The organism is Micromonospora sp. NPDC005367, assembly GCF_040606825.1.
Taxonomy (GTDB): Bacteria; Actinomycetota; Actinomycetes; order Mycobacteriales; family Micromonosporaceae; genus Micromonospora.
The window spans coordinates 12,597-29,833 of sequence record NZ_JBEXFP010000070.1 but is presented as its reverse complement, the minus strand read 5'-3'; the positions used below and the strand labels follow the sequence as shown (position 1 = coordinate 29,833).

The 17,237-nt window shown below is 71.7% G+C and carries 14 protein-coding genes; 10 read left to right on the top strand and 4 right to left on the bottom strand.

Annotation, left to right across the window (positions count from 1 at the left end; all coding sequences use genetic code 11):
* A partial coding sequence (locus ABZS42_RS30240; protein ID WP_355151096.1) for a GAF domain-containing protein occupies nt 1–1,458 on the bottom strand: 1,458 nt, incomplete at its 3' end.
* A gap of 14 nt (nt 1,459–1,472) precedes the next feature.
* Entirely contained in the window at nt 1,473–2,255 is a 783-nt protein-coding gene (locus tag ABZS42_RS30235; protein WP_355151092.1) for a 3-hydroxybutyrate dehydrogenase, read from the bottom strand.
* 463 nt (nt 2,256–2,718) lie between these two features.
* On the opposite strand from ABZS42_RS30235, the gene ruvC reads away from it, so the two are divergent.
* The 8 genes from ruvC to ABZS42_RS30195 all read left to right on the top strand — a co-directional run bounded on the left by ruvC (nt 2,719) and on the right by ABZS42_RS30195 (nt 12,075).
* Nucleotides 2,719–3,246, top strand: a complete 528-nt coding sequence (ruvC, locus tag ABZS42_RS30230) for a crossover junction endodeoxyribonuclease RuvC (protein WP_355151090.1) — start codon at nt 2,719–2,721, stop codon at nt 3,244–3,246.
* The gene (gene ruvA, locus ABZS42_RS30225) at nt 3,243–3,845 is read left to right on the top strand and encodes a Holliday junction branch migration protein RuvA (protein WP_355151088.1); all 603 of its coding nucleotides are present in this window, start codon (nt 3,243–3,245) and stop codon (nt 3,843–3,845) included. Before ruvC ends, ruvA begins: the two co-directional genes overlap by 4 nt.
* Nucleotides 3,842–4,906: a Holliday junction branch migration DNA helicase RuvB gene (ruvB, locus tag ABZS42_RS30220; RefSeq protein ID WP_355151086.1), complete on the top strand. Its 1,065-nt coding sequence runs from the start codon at nt 3,842–3,844 to the stop codon at nt 4,904–4,906. The genes ruvA and ruvB overlap by 4 nt, the downstream gene beginning before the upstream one ends.
* A gap of 136 nt (nt 4,907–5,042) precedes the next feature.
* A complete protein-coding gene (gene yajC / locus ABZS42_RS30215) occupies nt 5,043–5,381 on the top strand; it encodes a preprotein translocase subunit YajC (protein WP_355151084.1) in 339 nt (112 codons plus the stop codon).
* 245 nt (nt 5,382–5,626) lie between these two features.
* Nucleotides 5,627–7,561, top strand: a complete 1,935-nt coding sequence (gene secD, locus ABZS42_RS30210) for a protein translocase subunit SecD (protein ID WP_355151082.1) — start codon at nt 5,627–5,629, stop codon at nt 7,559–7,561.
* Nucleotide 7,562: 1 nt separating this feature from the next.
* A complete protein-coding gene (gene secF, locus ABZS42_RS30205) occupies nt 7,563–8,747 on the top strand; it encodes a protein translocase subunit SecF (RefSeq protein WP_355151080.1) in 1,185 nt (394 codons plus the stop codon).
* Nucleotides 8,748–8,850: 103 nt separating this feature from the next.
* Nucleotides 8,851–9,417 carry an adenine phosphoribosyltransferase gene (locus tag ABZS42_RS30200; RefSeq protein ID WP_355151078.1) on the top strand — a complete coding sequence of 189 codons (567 nt, stop codon included), beginning with the start codon at nt 8,851–8,853 and terminating at the stop codon, nt 9,415–9,417.
* A 192-nt stretch (nt 9,418–9,609) separates the two neighbouring features.
* Nucleotides 9,610–12,075 carry a bifunctional (p)ppGpp synthetase/guanosine-3',5'-bis(diphosphate) 3'-pyrophosphohydrolase gene (locus tag ABZS42_RS30195; RefSeq protein ID WP_355151094.1) on the top strand — a complete coding sequence of 822 codons (2,466 nt, stop codon included), beginning with the start codon at nt 9,610–9,612 and terminating at the stop codon, nt 12,073–12,075.
* 918 nt (nt 12,076–12,993) lie between these two features.
* Here the strand turns inward: ABZS42_RS30195 and ABZS42_RS30190 are convergent.
* Nucleotides 12,994–13,833: a peptidylprolyl isomerase gene (locus tag ABZS42_RS30190; protein WP_355151076.1), complete on the bottom strand. Its 840-nt coding sequence runs from the start codon at nt 13,831–13,833 to the stop codon at nt 12,994–12,996.
* Nucleotides 13,834–13,895: 62 nt separating this feature from the next.
* The gene (locus ABZS42_RS30185; RefSeq protein WP_355151074.1) at nt 13,896–14,783 is read right to left on the bottom strand and encodes a peptidylprolyl isomerase; all 888 of its coding nucleotides are present in this window, start codon (nt 14,781–14,783) and stop codon (nt 13,896–13,898) included.
* A gap of 261 nt (nt 14,784–15,044) precedes the next feature.
* On the opposite strand from ABZS42_RS30185, the gene ABZS42_RS30180 reads away from it, so the two are divergent.
* Together ABZS42_RS30180 and hisS are read left to right on the top strand one after the other, a co-directional pair.
* Nucleotides 15,045–15,764: an MBL fold metallo-hydrolase gene (locus tag ABZS42_RS30180; RefSeq protein WP_355151072.1), complete on the top strand. Its 720-nt coding sequence runs from the start codon at nt 15,045–15,047 to the stop codon at nt 15,762–15,764.
* Between the two features lie 67 nt (nt 15,765–15,831).
* A complete protein-coding gene (gene hisS, locus ABZS42_RS30175) occupies nt 15,832–17,160 on the top strand; it encodes a histidine--tRNA ligase (RefSeq protein WP_355151070.1) in 1,329 nt (442 codons plus the stop codon).
* Nucleotides 17,161–17,237: the final 77 nt, after the last annotated feature.

Sequence of the window (17,237 nt, the reverse complement as noted above, 5' to 3'; positions counted from 1 at the left end):
GCCCCCCCGGGACAGGTCCCGGGCCACTGCCCGGGCCGCGCCGCCGGAGTCCTGGCCGGGAAGCAGCAGCACCACCCGACCGTCGCGCGCCGCGGCCAGGCCGCCGCGCGTCGAGGCGTACGTGGTGGCCCAGGAGAGCACCCGCTGCCGTGCCGACCCGGTGGCCGCGATGGCGTCCTCACCGACGGCCACGAGTACGTGCGGCGCGTCCAGGTCCACGCCGAGCCGGCGGGCGCGGCTGCGCAGCGCATCGGTGTCGCGCAGCGGCCGGGCGATCAGGTCGTCGAGCAGTTCGCCGCGGACCCGGCCCTCCGCCTCGGCGGCGGTCCGCCGGAACAACAGCAGCAGGGCGGTCACCAGCGCGGCCCGTTCCAGGATCCGCTGGTCGGCGTCGACCAGTTCCTCGTCGGGACGCAGCACCAGCGCACCCAGGTTCTCCGCGCCGGCCACCACCGCGGCGTACCAGAGTGACCCCCGGCGGACGCTGCGCCCCTCCGTGCGGGACGCGGCCACCGCCTCGACGATGTCCGACCGGTCCGGCTCGTCGGTCTCGCCGACCCGGGCCAGCAGCCGGCCCTCGGCGTCCAGCGCCAGCAGCGCCCCGCCGAGCACCTCCGTCACGGCCGCCGCGACGTCCTCCACTCCGCCACCGCGCAGCACCAACGCGGTCATCCGGTCGTGCGCGGCCGCGGCCCGCTCCACGGAGCTGCTGTGCGCCCGGATGGTGGTGTTCGCCGCAGACAGTTCGGCCAGCGCCGAACGGGTCTCGGTGAGCAGCCGGGCGGTGTCGATCGCCACCGCCGCGTGCGCCGCGAGGGACACCAGCAGGGCCACCTCCTCCCGGGCGAACGGCCGGGCCGAGCGGTTGGCCGAGTAGAGCACGCCGATCGAGGTCGAGCCGAGCCGGAGCGGCACACCGAGGATCGCGACCAGCCCCTCCTCGCGTACGCCGGCGTCGATCTCACCGGTGTGGTGGAAGCGCTCGTCCTCGGCGTAGTTCGCGGTGACGTACGGCGCGCCGGACTGGGCCACGAGCCCGCCGAGGCCGGCGCCCATCGGCAGCCGCAGCCGCTGGAACCGGGCGGAGACCGAGCCGTCGGTGACCCGCATGTACGTGTCGCCGCGTTCCTCGTCGTTGAGGGTCATGTACGCGACGTCCGCGCCGAGCAGGTTCCGCGCCCGGTGCACGATGGCCCGTAGCACGTCGTCCAGGTCGCGCAGGCCGGCCAGGTCGCTGGCCGTGTCGTACAGGCCGGAGAGTTCGATCTCCCGGCGTCGTCGGCGTTCCAGCAGGGCGCGAACCCGCAGCGCCACGGTCTTCGCCTGCTCCAGCTCGGCGAGCTGGTCGGCGGGGAGACCGGCGGCGCGGGCGGCGACCAGCGGCCCCTCGAACTCCACCGCGGCCGCTTCCCGGGCGAGCAGTTCGAGGAACTCCACCGGCGAGGACATGACGCCCATTGTGCGCAGCGCCACTAGTTCGCCGTCCAGCCCCCGTCGAGGGCGATCGAGGCGCCGGTGATGAAGGCCGCGGGCGGGGTGCAGAGGTACGCGACCAGTTCGGCGACCTCCTCCGGCTCGATCAGCCGCTTGATCGCCGCGCGGGCCAGCATGATCTTCTCGACCACCTCGGACTCGGGGATGCCGTGCGTCGTCGCCTGGTCGGCGATCTGGCTCTCCACGAGGGCGGTGCGTACGTACGCCGGGTTTATGCAGTTGGCCGTGACACCGTGCTCGGCGCCCTCCAGCGCGACCACCTTCGACAGTCCCTCCAGGGCGTGCTTCGCGGAGACGTACGCGGCCTTGTACGGAGATGCCCGCAGGCCGTGTACGGAGGAGATGTTGATGATCCGTCCCCAGCCCCGGGCGTACATGTGCGGCAGGGCCCGCCGGATGATCAGGAACGGCGCCTCCACCATGACCCGGTGCAGGTACGCGAAGCGTTCGGCGGGGAAGTCCGGCACCGGGGCGACGTGCTGCAACCCGGCGTTGTTCAGCACGATGTCCACGTCCGCGTCGAGCCGGTCCACCGCCTCGGCGTCGGCCAGGTCGATGCCCTCGACCCGGCCGCCGGCCTCCGCGGCCACGGTCTTCGCCGCCTCGACATTGCGATCCACCACCAGTACGGCCGCTCCGGCCGCTGCCAGCCGAAGGGCGCAGGCCCGGCCGATGCCGCTGCCGCCTCCGGTGACCAGGGCGGTCCGACCGGTCAGGTCGAGGTTCACGACGTGGGGGACCGCCACGGGTTCTGCCGTCATGGCGCACAAAGTTACGAGCTGTGTGGTCGGGCGCACATGGGGTGGCGACACATACTCGGCCCGCAAGCTGTGTGGGGGAAACGGGGCTGTGCCGACGCCGGCATCTCCTCAGCCGAGCTGCCCTTGCGTCGGGCCGGCCTGGCGTCGGGCCGCGGTGGGCCGCCCTGACGGTGGGCCGCCGGGCCGTGGGGTGCGGGCTGCCCCGGACACGCGCCCTTCCCGGGCGGTTACCACCACGAGGCTGATGCCTCAGAGGCATAAATATGCCTCTGAGGCATCAACCCTCACTCGCTGGTCGGCCGCGCAGGTCGTTTGCCGCGCCGGGTCGCTGTCGCGGGTGCCGCTTGCCGCGCGGGCCGCGTGCGTCCTGTCGGTGACGGGCGTGTCCGGTGGGGCCGTTGTTACCGGGCATCGGTAGGGTGTCGAACACACGTACTGCTGGCGGCTTTGGGGAGGTGACGGCGTGCGCGTGCTCGGCGTCGATCCGGGGCTGACCCGGTGCGGGGTGGGCGTGGTCGAGGGCGTGCCGGGCCGGCCCTGCACCCTCGTCGCCTACTACGTGGTCTACACCGACCCGGCCGACGAGTTGCCGATCCGCCTGCTGCACCTGGACCGCTCGCTCACCGATCTGGTGGCCGAGCACCGTCCGGAGAGCGTGGCGGTGGAGCGGGTGTTCAGCCAGCACAACGTCCGCACGGTGATGGGCACCGCCCAGGCCAGCGGGATCGCCGTGCTCGCCGGGGCGCGCGCCGGGCTGCCCGTGCAGACGTACACCCCGAGCGAGGTGAAGGCGGCGGTGACCGGCTCCGGCCAGGCCGACAAGGCACAGATGACGGCCATGGTCACCCGGCTGCTGCGGCTGCCCGAACCGCCCCGGCCGGCCGACGCCGCCGACGCGCTGGCCTTGGCCATCTGCCACATCTGGCGCGGTGGCACGCGGTCGAAGCTGGCCGCCGCGGCCGACCGGGCCCGACGAGGAGGAGTCAGATGATCGCCAGTGTGCGCGGTGTGGTGACCGCGACCGGCCCCGACCAGGCCGTCATCGAGGTCGGCGGGGTGGGGCTGGCCGTGTACTGCGCGCCGGCCACTCTGGCCGAGCTGCGGGTCGGTGAGTCGACCCGACTGGCCACCAGCCTGGTCGTCCGGGAGGACTCGCTCACCCTGTACGGCTTCGCCGACGACGACGCCAAGCAACTCTTCGAGTTGTTGCAGACCGCCAGCGGGGTCGGGCCCCGGCTGGCCCAGGCGGTGCTCGCCGTGCACACCCCCGACGCGGTACGCAAGGCGATCGCCAACGCCGACACCGCCGCCCTGACCCGGGTGCCCGGCATCGGCAAGAAGGGCGCCGAGCGTCTCGTGCTGGAGCTGCGCGACCGGATCGGCCCGGTGCCGGTGGGCGTGGACGGTGCGGCCGGAGTCACCGGTGGTGCCTGGCCCGAGCAGGTGCGCCAGGCGCTCGTCGGGCTCGGCTGGACGGCCGCGCAGGCCGACCAGGCCGTGGCGGCGGTGGCCGAGACCGTCGACGGTCCGACCCCGCCGGTGCCGGTCCTGCTCAAGCAGGCCATCCGGCTGTTGGGCCGCACCCGATGACGGGCGACGGCCTGATCTCGGCGTACGTCAACGAGGCGGAGCTCGACGCCGAGGCCAGCGTCCGGCCGAAGCGGCTGGCGGAGTTCATCGCCCAGCATCGGGTACGCGACCAGCTCGACCTGCTCCTCAAGGGCGCGATGCGGCGCGGCAGCCCACCGGATCACATCCTGCTGTCGGGACCGCCTGGCCTGGGCAAGACGACGCTGGCCAACATCGTCGCGGCCGAGCTGGGCTCGGGCATCCGGGTCACCAGCGGTCCCGCGATCGAGCGCTCCGGTGACCTGGCGGCGATCCTCACCAGCCTCGCCGAGGGCGACGTGCTCTTCATCGACGAGATCCACCGGATCGCGAAGCCGGCCGAGGAACTGCTCTACAGCGCGATGGAGGACTTCCGGGTCGACGTGGTGGTCGGCAAGGGGCCGGGCGCCACCGCGATCCCGCTCGACGTCGAGCCGTTCACGCTGGTCGGCGCGACCACCCGGTCCGGCCTGCTGACCGGCCCGATGCGGGACCGGTTCGGGTTCGTCGCGCACCTCGACTTCTACTCCCCGGCCGATCTGGAGACGCTGCTGCACCGCTCGGCGCGGATCCTCGGCGTACCGATCACCGACGACGGCGCCGTCGAGATCGCCGGCCGGTCGCGGGGCACGCCCCGGATCGCCAACCGGCTGCTGCGCCGGGTGCGGGACTTCGCCGAGGTTCGCGCCGAAGGTGTGGTCAACCGGGAGACCGCCCAGGCGGCCCTGACGGTGTACGACGTGGACGCGCTCGGCCTGGACCGGCTCGACCGGGCCGTGCTCGCCGCGCTGGTCGATTCGTTCCGGGGTGGTCCGGTCGGTCTCTCCACGCTTGCCGTGGCGGTGGGGGAGCAACCGGACACGGTCGAGGAGGTCTGCGAGCCGTTCCTGGTCAGGGCCGGTTTGCTGGCCCGTACGCCCCGCGGCCGGGTGGCCACCGAAGCCGCCTGGCGTCATCTGGGGCGTACGCCGCCGAATGGTACATTTGGCGCGGATGCCCCTCCCGTGCCCGATCTTTTCTCGGCCTCGCCCGATCAGCCGTGATCCGAACGTGATCTGTGCCGCATTCGGCGTTCCCAGGTGCAGGGATTAGACTCGCCGCGGTCTGTACAGGATGTGAGAATCCGCTTCCGCTCCGGCGTTCGTGCCCGGTGTGGGGGCCAATGGGAAGGTCGGCAGCGTGCATTACGCACAATCGGCAGGCGGGTCGGGCAGTCTAACGCCGATCCTGATGATCGTTCTGCTCTTCGGCGTCATGTACTTCATGATGATCCGTCCGCAGCAGAAGCGCCGTAAGGAATCCGCGGCCATGCAGTCCGCGCTCTCCGCGGGCGACGAGGTGGTCACCATCGGCGGGCTCTACGGCACGGTCACCGAAGTGGACGACGAGACCGTCCTGATCGAGGTCGCTCCCGGCGTGCAGACCCGGTACGCCCGGCCGGCCATCGCCCGGGTGGTCACCCGCGCCGAACTTCCGGCCACGCCCGTGACCGAGGACGCGGACACCGTCAAGGAGTGATCCGCCACCCGTCGGGGCGGCCGGTCCGCCCCGGGCGGGACAGCGGACGCGACGTGAGAACTGGATAGTCGGGTCGACGCCGGGCGTCGGCAGGCCTCCGTGACGGGGCGGTGCCCCGTGCCGTCCGCCGGAGTGCCGTGCCGCCGTCCTGCAGGCGGCCCGGGTGGACCGATCGGCCGGTGATTCCGGCCGACGCCGTCGCCGCGGGGGCGGCGGCGCGACCGTTACAGGGAGACAGGACAGCCGTGGCACCACCTCAGGGACAGATGCGCCCCGGCCGGCAGTTGGCCGTGCTGGCGGGCATCTTCGTGGTCCTCTATCTTTTGGTGTTCTTCTCGGGAGGCGCCAGCGGCGGCTTCAAGGATCGGCTGGAGCCCCGGCTCGGCCTGGACCTGATCGGCGGCACACGGCTGACACTCGAGGCGAAGAACACCGTCGACGGTCAGGCGCCCACGGCGGAGAACCTCGAAGAGGCCCGTCAGATCATCGAGAACCGGGTCAACGCGTTCGGTGTCGCCGAGGCCGAGGTGGTGACCGAGGGCAACCGGAACATCGTGGTCTCCCTGCCCGGCGAGAACCGCGACCTGACGGACGTGGGCACGCCGGCCGAGTTGCGCTTCCGCAAGCTGCTCAAGGGCGCCGACGGTAGCGGTGCGATCGCCGCTCCGGCGCCTACCCCGTCCGGCAGCGTCAGCCCGAGTCCGTCGGGTAGCGCCTCGCCGTCGGGTACCGCCTCCCCGTCGGGCAGCGCCTCCCCCTCGACGACCGCCTCGCCGAAGGTGACCGCCTCCTCGGGCGGGCAGGGCGGCATGGCGCCCACGCCGAGCACCAGCGCCACCCCGACCCCCTCGGCGTCGGCCTCCCCGAGCGCCGGCGCGCCGTCGCCGGGTGCCAGCGAGGCGCCGGTTCCGGCGAGCGTTGAGGAGCAGCGCAAAGCCGTCGAGCAGAAGGTCGGCGCGGCCGCCTGGGCCGCCGCCAACGGGCTGCAGGGCCCGGCGGACCTCGCGAGCGACCCCACGCTGGCCGACAAGCTCAAGCCGTTCGGTGACCTCAGCCCGCAGGAGGTCGCCGTCCTGCCGACGCAGATGCAGTTCAACGTGCCGACCATCGGCTGCGCCCAGCTCGACAAGCGGCCGCCGGGATCGATCTCCGACCCGAACCAGCAGACGGTGGCGTGCGAGGACGGCGCCGCGAAGTACCTGCTCGACAAGGCGAAGGTGCTCGGCACCGACGTGGACGACGCCAGCGCGGTGCTGGACCAGACCAACGCCTGGGTGGTGAGCCTCGACTTCAGCGGTTCCGGCCAGGAGAAGTGGACGGCCCTGACCCGCGAGGCGTTCAACAACGAGGGCAACGCGTGCGACGCCTCCGCCCTCGGCCAGGACGGCAAGTGCCGGGTCGCGGTCGTGCTGGACAACGAGATCGTCTCGTCGCCGGAGATCCAGGGCGTACTCACCGGAAACTCCCAGATCACCGGTAGCTTCAACCAGCAGGACGCCAGCACGCTGGCCGGCCAGCTCCGTTACGGTGCCCTGCCGGCGACCTTCGAGGCGCAGGAGCAGCAGAACGTCTCCGCCACGCTCGGCGCCAGCCACCTGCGGGCGGGCCTGCTCGCGGCCGGCATCGGCATGCTGCTGGTCATCATCTACGCCTTCTTCTACTACCGCCTGCTCGGCTCGGTGATCTTCCTGAGCCTGGTCCTCTCCGCGCTGCTGGTCTTCGGCGCGCTGATCGTGCTCGGGCGGCAGATCGGCTTCACGCTGACGCTCGCCGGCATCGCGGGTTTCATCGTGTCGCTAGGTGTCGCGGCGGACTCGTTCGTCATCTACTTCGAGCGGTTGAAGGACGAGATCCGGGAGGGTCGCAGCCCACGTAGCGCGGTGCCGCGGGCCTGGGCCCGCGCTCGCCGGACGATCATCTCGGCCAACGCCATCTCCATCCTCGCGGCGGTCGTGCTCTACATCGTGTCGGTCGGCACGGTGAAGGGCTTCGCCTTCGCGCTCGGCCTGGCCACGGTGCTCGACCTGGTCGTCGTGTTCCTCTTCCGGCACCCGATCATGACGATGTTCGCCCGGACGCAGGCGTTCCTGTCGCCACGGGTCAGCGGTCTGGGCCGCGTTCTGCGGTCCGCCGAGGCCGACCAGGCCCCCACCCGCCCGTCCCGTGTGAAGGAGGCCTGACATGGCCCGCAGCGGTCTGGCCACCCGCCTCTACCGGGGCGAGGCCGGTCTCGACATCATCGGCAAGCGCAAGCTCTGGTTCGGCATCGCCGGTGTCCTGGTGCTCGTCGCGCTGCTGAGCTTCGCGTTCCGCGGCTTCACCCTCGGCATCGAGTTCGAGGGCGGCAACTCCTTCCAGGTGCCGGCGAGCGTCGGCACGCTGACGCAGGCCGAGGACCGGGTGAACGGCGTCCTGGGCAGCGAGGCCGGTGGCGCCGAGGTCGAGTCGGCTCAGACGATCGGCGGCGGGAGCGGCGAGTTCTACGAGTTCCGCACCGCAGAGCTCTCCCCCGACGAGGCCAACGCGGTCAAGTCGGGGCTGGCGCAGGAGTTCGGCATCAACGCCGACCAGATCAGCGCGAACCAGGTCAGCGCGGCCTGGGGTGGCCAGTACACCGAGCGCGCGTTGCTCGGTCTGATCATCTTCATCGCGCTGGTGATGCTCTACCTGATCATTCGCTTCGAATGGCGGATGGCGGTCGGCGCGGTCTCCTCGCTCCTGCTGAACCTGATCCTCACCGCCGGCGTCTACTCGCTGGTCGGGTTCGAGGTCACGCCGTCGACGATCATCGGATTCCTCACCATTCTGGGCTTCGCGCTCTACGACGTCGTCGTGGTGTTCGACAAGGTCCAGGAGAACACCCGGGGCATCACGGCGAACAACAACCAGACGTACGGCGAGGCGGCCAACCTGGCCGTCAACCAGACCCTGATGCGGTCGATCAACACCGGTCTGGTCGCGCTGCTGCCCGTCGGTGGTCTGCTCTTCATCGGTGTCCCGCTCGGCGCGGTCACCCTGAAGGACCTCGGCCTGGTGCTGTTCGTCGGTATGTTCGTCGCGGTCTACTCGTCGATCTTCTTCGCCACTCCGGTGTTGGCGACGCTGAAGGACTTCGAGCCGCGGATCCAGGCGCACAACAAGCGCGTCCTGGCCCGGCGTGGCGCGATCGCCCGGGGCGAGGTGACCCCGAAGGGTGCTCCGCGTCCGGCCACCGGCGGTCAGCCCACCGACGCGGAGGCCGCCGCGCTGGCCGGCGCCGCCCCGAAGGTGGGTGCGCGTCCGGCAGGCAAGCGGCCGACCGGCGCCCGCGGCGGACGGCCGAGTGGTGGCGGCGGAAACCGGCCGGGTGGCGCGAAGCGGCGCTGACCGGCCAACCGGGGCCGACCCGGTAGCGAACGATCCGAGGGCGTCCGGCATGCTGTGCGGCAGCATGCCGGACGCCGTCGTCGGAAGGGAAACAGGAACTGCCGTGACGGAGACCCACAGCACCGAGGCGCGCGGGGACAGCGGCCCGGAGGCCGCCCGGCTGGTGGCAAGCCGAGTGCTGGACGTGCCGGACTTCCCCAAGCCCGGGATCGCGTTCAAGGACCTGATGCCGCTGTTCGCCGACGGAGAGGCGTTCCGTCAGGTGATCGACGAGATCGTGGCGTACCACGGCCGGGCCTCGTTCGACGCGGTGGTCGGCATCGAGGCACGTGGGTTCGTGGTGGCGGCGGCGATCGCGTACGCCACCGGCGTCGGTGTCGTGCCGGTCCGCAAGGCGGGCAAGCTGCCCCGCGCCGCCTACTCGGCCTCCTACGCTCTCGAGTACGGCGAGGCGACCCTCGAAGTGCACCAGGACGCCTTCACGGCCGGGCACCGGGTGCTCGTGGTCGACGACGTACTCGCCACCGGCGGCACCGCGGCGGCGACGCTCGACCTGGTCGAGCGGGCCGGCGGTACGGTCGCCGGCTTCACCGTGCTGATGGAGTTGTCCTTCCTGGGTGGCCGGCAGCGGCTCGCCCCACGTCCGGTCCATGCCCTGCTGACCGTTTGACGGCACGCGCCGCCGGTTGGGCGTGGCGCGGTCCGTCCGGCGGAGCGGCAGGACACCGTCTGTGCGAGTAGCATTGCCCTTTGCTGACGCCGACGGTGATCCGTCCGGCGGTACGCGACCAGGCCGGCCGTGCGGTCGGCGTGATTCCGGCGACTGGTGAGGAGGCCGGTGTCCCACGATGTCGTCCCTCCGATGGAGGGCACGGTGCACCCGACAGGCGACGCGGACGGCTCGGTTACCGACCGGAACGGTGACGCGACGGCCCGGGTGACGAGTTCTGGCACCGGCGCGGTCGGCCCCGACGGGGGAGTTCGACCCGGTGTGGTCCGTCCCGACCTCGTGGTCCCGTTGCGGGGCGATGGTCCGGGGGAGCCGGTGCCGAGCGCCGGGTTCGCGCTGGCCAGCGCGCCCACCGGCCGCCGGGTGCGGGCGCGGTTGGCCCGGTTCAACGCGCCCTGGCAGACCTCCCAGGTCAGCGAGGTGCTCGAGCCGCTCATCGCGATGCATCGGGAGAACCACCCGAAGGCCGACGCGCGACTGCTCCAGCGCGCCTTCGACACGGCGGCCCGCTGGCACTCCGGGCAGTATCGCAAGTCCGGCGACCCGTACATCACGCACCCGCTGGCCGTGTCCACCATCCTGGCCAACCTCGGGATGGACACGACCACACTGGTCGCCGCGCTGCTGCACGACACGATCGAGGACACCGAGTACACGCTCGACCAGATGCGCGCCGACTTCGGCGGCGAGGTCGCGTTGCTGGTGGACGGCGTCACCAAGCTCGACAAGGTCAAGCTGGGCGATGCGGCGAAGGCCGAGACCATTCGCAAGATGGTGGTCGCGATGGCCAAGGACCCGCGGGTCCTGGTGATCAAGCTGGCCGACCGGCTGCACAACATGCGGACGCTGACCTTCCTGCCCCGCCCGAAGCAGGAGCAGAAGGCGAAGGAGACGCTGGAGATCCTCGCTCCGCTGGCCCACCGGCTGGGTATGAACACGATCAAGTGGGAGCTCGAGGATCTGGCCTTCGGCACGCTCTTCCCGAAGCGGTTCGAGGAGATCAACCGGCTGATCGGGGAGCACCAGCCGCAGCGGGAGGCGCTGCTGCGCCAGGTGACGCAGAAGGTGTCCACCGACCTCAAGGCCGCCAAGATCAAGGCGGAGACGACCGGTCGGCCGAAGCACCTTTACTCGATCTACCAGAAGATGATCGTGCGGGGTCGCGACTTCAACGACATCTACGACCTGGTCGGCGTGCGGATCCTGGTCGACACGGTGCGCGACTGCTACGCGGCGCTGGGCGTCATCCACGCGAACTGGCAGCCGGTGCCGGGCCGGTTCAAGGACTACATCGCGATGCCCAAGTTCAACATGTACCAGTCGTTGCACACGACGGTCATCGGGCCCACCGGCAAGCCGGTGGAGATGCAGATCCGCACGTACGCGATGCACCGCACGGCCGAGTTCGGTATCGCCGCGCACTGGAAGTACAAGGAGCACAAGGGCGTCCCGGTGGTCGGCCCGCCGGCGCACATCGACGAGATGACCTGGCTGCGCCAGCTGCTGGACTGGCAGCGGGAGGCGGCCGACCCGAGCGAGTTCCTCGACGCGCTGCGCTTCGACCTGTCCAGCCAGGAGGTGTACGTCTTCACCCCGAAGGGTGACGTCATCCCGCTGCCGACGGGGTCGACGCCGGTGGACTTCGCGTACGCGGTGCACACCGAGGTCGGGCACAAGTGCATCGGGGCGCGGGTCAACGGCAAGCTGGTGCCGCTGGAGTCGACGCTGTCCAACGGCGACGTGATCGAGATCTTCACGTCGAAGTCCGACACGGCCGGCCCGACGCAGGACTGGTTGGGCTTCGTCAAGAGCCCGCGTGCCCGTACGAAGATCCGCCAGTACTTCAACAAGGAGCGGCGCGAGGAGGCGATCGAGGCCGGCAAGGACGCGATCGTCAAGGCGATGCGCAAGCAGGGCATGCCGTTGCAGCGGATGCTGACCTCGGACGCGCTGATGGGGATCGCCCGGGACCTGCACCTGGCCGACGTCGCCTCGCTCTACGCGGCGGTCGGCGACAGCCAGGTCAGCGCCCAGTCCGTGGTGCAGAAGCTGATGGCCTCGTACGGCGGTGAAGAGGGCGCGGCGGAGGACATCGCCGAGACCGCCGTCGCGACCCGCCCGCCGCGCAGCCGGGCGAGCAGCCACGACCCCGGTGTGGTCGTACGCGGCGTCAGCGACGTCTGGATCAAGCTGGCGCGTTGCTGCACCCCGGTTCCGCCGGATGCGGTCTTCGGGTTCGTGACCCGGTCCGGCGGGGTGAGCGTGCACCGGGACGACTGCGCCAACGCCGAGGACCTGAAGGCGCAGAGCGAGCGGGTGGTGGAGGTCAGCTGGAAGCTCACCTCCGCCTCGACGTTCCTGGTGGCCATCCAGGTCGAGGCGCTGGACCGGCACAAGCTGCTCACCGACGTGACCCGGGTGCTCTCCGACGAGCGGGTCAACATCCTCTCCGCCACCGTCACCACCACCCGGGACCGGGTGGCGGTGAGCCGGTTCAGCTTCGAGATGGCCGACCCGAAGCACCTCGGCCACCTGCTGGCCACGGTTCGCAAGGTCGACGGCGTCTTCGACGCATACCGGGTCACCTCCGGCGCCTGACCGCGCCCTAGATCCGGACGGGGGACGGTTCCGGTCCTCGGCCCATGCGGCCCGGGTCCGGCCCCGTCGGCCATGATCACGCCGACAGCGCCTTGATCAACTCGACATCAGTGAAGTCGGGGTGTCCCAGCGTTCCGGACACCCCGACTTCATGGAACCCGAGTCGATCACCCTCTCACCACACCCCACCGACCCCGCCCCTCGGCCTTGGCCCTGGCCTTGGTCCTCGATTTTGGCCCCGGCCCTGGCTTCGGCCCTCAGCGCTGGCCCGGCCCTCGGCCCATGCGCCCGGTCCCGGCCCCCGGCCTTTGGGCCCCCGGTCTCGGTCTCTGGCCCTCGGCGACGCGGCCCGGGCCCAGCCCTCGGCCCTTGGCTCCCGGTTCCGGTCCTCGGCTCCGGTCGCTGGCCCCCGGCCTCGCCCCAGCCTCGCCCCGGCCTCGGCATTCGGTCCTCGGGCAACGCGGCCGGGCAATCGGCCCTCGGCCCCTGGCCCCCCGTTCTTGGCCCCGGTCCCTGGCCCGGTCCCTGGCCCTGGCCCCGGTCCCTGGCCCTGGCCCCGGTCCCTGGCCCTGGCCCGGTCCCTGGCCCTGGCCCCGGTCCCTGGCCCTGGCCCCGGTTCCTGGCCCCGGCCCCGGTCCCTGGCCCCGGCCCCGGTCCCTGGCCCGGTCCCTGGCCCCGGCCCCGGTCCCTGGCCCGGTCCCTGGCCCCGGCCTCGCTCCCGGCCCTCGGCCCGGCCTCGCTCCCGGCCCTCGCTCCCGGCCCTCGGCCCGGCCTCGCTCCCGGCCCTCGGCCCGGGATCCCGCCCCTCGGCCCGGGATCCCGCCCCCGGCCCTCCGGCTGGGATCCCGCGCCCCGGCCCCCGCACAACGAAAGCGCCCGCCGGTGGGACCGGCGGGCGCTTCGCGGTACGTGTACGGGTCAGCCCTGCGGGGCGCTCATCGTGAGCTTCTTGATGACGATCTCCTTCTTGGGGTGACCGCCACCGGCCTGCTGGGCGAAGGCGCCGTCGTCGCCGGCCTTGGCCACGTCGTTGACGATGTCCATTCCGCCGGTGATCGTGCCGAGCACGGTGTAGTTCGGGTCCAGCGGCGAGTCGCCGTAGACGATGAAGAACTGGCTGCCCGTGCTGCCCGGCTGCCCCGAGTTCGCCATCGCGATCACGCCCGCCGGGTACGGGGGACGCTTGTCGGTCGGCAGGTTCTCCTCGGCCAGGCGGTAGCTGGGGCCGCCGGTGCCGTCGGTGTCCCGCCAGCCCTTGCCGGTCGCGCTCGGGTCGCCGCACTGGAGGACCTTGATGCCCTCGGTGACGAGCCGGTGGCACTTGCTGTTGTCGAAGAAGTTCTTCTCCGCCAGATGGGTGAAGCTGCCCGCGGTGCACGGCACCAGGGACCGGTCGATCTTCGCGGTGATCGGCCCCAGGTTCGTGTCGATCGTCATCGTCTGGATGCCGGTGTTCGACTGCTGGTTGGCCGGCAGTCCGACGTCCTTGATCTCCTTGATCCGCTGGTCGGAGGGGATCTCGACGTACGCGCACTGGACCTGGCCGGCCGCCACGGTGTCGGTGCCGGCGGTGTCGTCGTCCCCGCCCAGGCTGGTGGCCAGCCAGACGGTGCCGGCCACCACCAGCAGCAGGGCGAGGCTCGCCCCGACGATCGCCTGCGTCTGCCGGCGCTTGCGGGCCCGGGCCGCGCGCTCGGCCATCTCCTTCTCAAGCCGGGCGCGTGCCGCCGCGCGCTGCCGCTCTCTGGTGGACGTCACGCCTGAATCCTCCTGGGCTGTTTGTTTCGGGGCGCGGTTGCCGTTGTGCTGCCGGGGGCCGCTCAGCCGGCGTTCGGGCTGGGTGGCGGGGAGGCCGGGTCGGACGGCGTGGTGGCCGGCGCGCCGCTCGTCGGTTCGCTGACGGTGAGGCTCTGGAGCACCACGTCCGTCTGAGGCTTGACCTTGGCCCCCGCCCCATTGTCCACGGTCGGGAGCTTGCCGATCTTCTCGAGGACGTCCAGCCCGCCGGTGACCTTCCCGATGATCGGGTAGGTCGCCTCGTCCGGGTCGTAGTCCTTGAAGAAGAGCAGGAACTGGCTGCCGTTGGCCCCCGGCGGGTTGGAGATCATCGCCACGGTGCCCTTCGGGTACGCGGGCTGCCGCTTCTCGGTCGGGCTGGCCGACGCGCTGGGCGTCGGCGCGTCCGGCACGTTTTCGTTGTAGAACGAGTACGTCGGGCCGCCGAGGCCGGTACCGCTCGGGTCACCGCAGTGCAGCGCACCCTCGGCCATGATCTCGTGGCACTTGGTGTTGTCGTAGAACGACCGGCTCGCCAGGTGGGCGATGCTCGCCGCCGCGCACGGCGCGGAGGCCAGGTCGAGCTCGGCGGTGATCGGCGCACCCTGGTTGGTGGTCACCGTCATCGCCCGGGTGCCCTCGGTGGGCAGCCCGGTGGTCTCCGGGGTGCCCACGTCCTTGAGGTTGGTGTTGGCGGTGCCGTCCTGCGGCGTCCAGAGGCAGACCTCTTCGGCGGCGGTGTTCTCCTTCGGGTCGGAGTCGAAGGCGCCGAGTGCCCAGGCCGATCCGACCACGATCAGCGCGAGTATCAGGGCGGCACCCACGCCCGCCTGAATCTGCCGTCGCCGCCTGACCCGCGCCGCCCGACGAGCCATCTGGCGGTCGAGCTTGGCCCGTGCCAGTTTGCGCTGCCGGTCCCTGCTGGAAGCCACCCGTGCTCCCCTTCCTCTACCCTGGTCGTCGCCGGCGCCGTGGGCGTCGAATGCCCGTGTGGGGCAGTGCGCCACGCCACACGCTCGCCAGAGTGTACGGCCACCGGCTGTGTATGTGGTGTACGAGGTCCTGGCTGTGCTTATCGGAGCACGTCACTGTGTCCCGCGGGGCGGGCGCGACGGATGGTCCGGCGAATATGCCGCGCGCGGCCGGTTAGGCTGATCAGGGACGGACCTCATGTCGACGGAAGGGGAGCGGACGTGCTCGTGGCCGGCTTTCCCGCCGACGCCTTCGGCACCAACTGCTACGTGGTGGCCACGGCGCCGGGGGAGCAGTGCGTGGTCGTCGACCCCGGCATCGGCGTACTCGACCGGCTCGACGCCGTGCTCGCCGAGCACCGCCTGCATCCGGCCGCCGTGCTGCTCACCCACGGCCACCTCGACCACACCTTCTCGGTGGCGCCGGTCTGCGGGGCGCGGGGGATCACCGCGTACGTCCACCCCGGCGATCGGGAGATGCTGGCCGACCCGGCCAAGGGCCTGTCGGCCGACCTCACGGCGCTCTTCGGCGGCCGGTTGACCTACTCCGAGCCGGACGATGTCGCCGAGCTGACCGACGGCGCGACGCTCGCGCTGGCCGGCCTGGAGATCACCGTCGACCACGCCCCGGGCCATACCGGCGGGTCGGTGCTGTTCCGGATGCCCGGCGCCGGCTCGCGCTGGGAGGCGGACGAGGTCTGCCTCTCCGGCGACGTGCTCTTCGAGGGCTCGATCGGTCGCACCGACCTGCCGGGCGGCAGCATGCCGGCGATGCTCACCAGCCTGCGGGACAAGATCCTCCCGCTGGCGGACGACACCGTCGTACTGCCCGGCCACGGCCCCACGACCACGATCGGCCGCGAGCGCGCGAGCAACCCGTACCTCATCGAGGTGGCGGAGTCCGGCGACGCGCGCCCGGCCGCACCCGCCCGAGGTCTCTGATCCGCACCCGCGCCGCGGCGCGGGCATTCGACCGGCTGCGCGTCGCGCGCGAGTCAAGGAGTACGTCATGAGCAAGCCCACGCCCATCTCCGGCTTCCCGGAGTGGACGCCGTCGCAGCGGATGATCGAGCAGTACGTGCTCGACCGGATCCGCAACACGTTCGAGCTGTACGGCTTCGCCCCGCTGGAGACCCGTGCGGTCGAGCCCCTCGACCAGCTGCTGCGCAAGGGGGAGACCTCCAAGGAGGTCTACGTGATCCGCCGGCTGCACGACGACGAGCAGGGCCCGGCCGGCGACGACGCGCTCGGTCTGCACTTCGACCTGACCGTGCCGTTCGCCCGGTACGTGTTGGAGAACGCGGGCAAGCTGCAGTTCCCGTTCCGGCGTTACCAGATCCAGAAGGTGTGGCGGGGGGAGCGGCCGCAGGAGGGGCGCTACCGCGAGTTCGTCCAGGCCGACATCGACATCGTCGACCGGGACAACCTCGGGGCGCACCACGAGGCGGAGATGCCGCTGGTCATCGGGGACGCGCTGCGGTCGTTGCCGATCCCGGAGGTGCGGATCCAGGTCAACAACCGCAAAATCTGCGAGGGCTTCTACCGGGGCATCGGGTTGACCGATCCGGAGGCGGCGCTGCGCGCGGTCGACAAGCTCGACAAGATCGGTCCGGCGAAGGTCGCGGAGCTGCTCGCCCAGACAGCCGGGGCGAGCGAGGCGCAGGCGAAGGCATGCCTGGCGCTGGCCGAGATCTCCGCCCCGGACGCGTCCTTCGCCGACGCGGTGCGCGCTCTCGGGGTGAGTGATCCGATGCTGGACGAGGGGATCGAGGAGCTGGTGCGGGTGGTGGAGACCGCCGCCGAGCACTCGCCGGGGCTCTGCGTGGCCGACTTGCGCATCGCCCGGGGCCTCGACTACTACACCGGGACGGTCTACGAGACCCAGCTGCGCGGCTACGAGCGGTACGGCTCGATCTGCTCCGGGGGCCGGTACGACAACCTGGCCAGTTCCGGCGCGGTCCGGTTCCCCGGTGTGGGCATCTCCATCGGGGTCACCCGGCTGCTGGGGCTGCTGTTCGGCACCGACGCGCTGTCGATCTCGCGGGACGTGCCGGCCTGTGTCGTGGTCGCGGTGACCAGTGAGGAGCAGCGGGCGGCCAGCAACCGGGTCGCCGACGCGCTGCGCCGACGTGGCATCCCGACCGAGGTGTCGCCGAGCGCCGCGAAGTTCGGCAAGCAGATCCGGTACGCCGAGCGGCGCCGCATCCCGTACGTCTGGTTCCCTGGGGCGGAGGGTGCGGGCGACGAGGTGAAGGACATCCGGTCCGGCGATCAGGTCGCGGCGACGGCCGACACCTGGACACCACCGGCCGCCGACCTGAAGCCGCTGGTGAGCTGACCGGGCCCGCACGCCGTTCGGCGGCATCCAGATGCCGCCGCGAGCCGCCACCCCCACCCCACCCCACCCCCCACCCC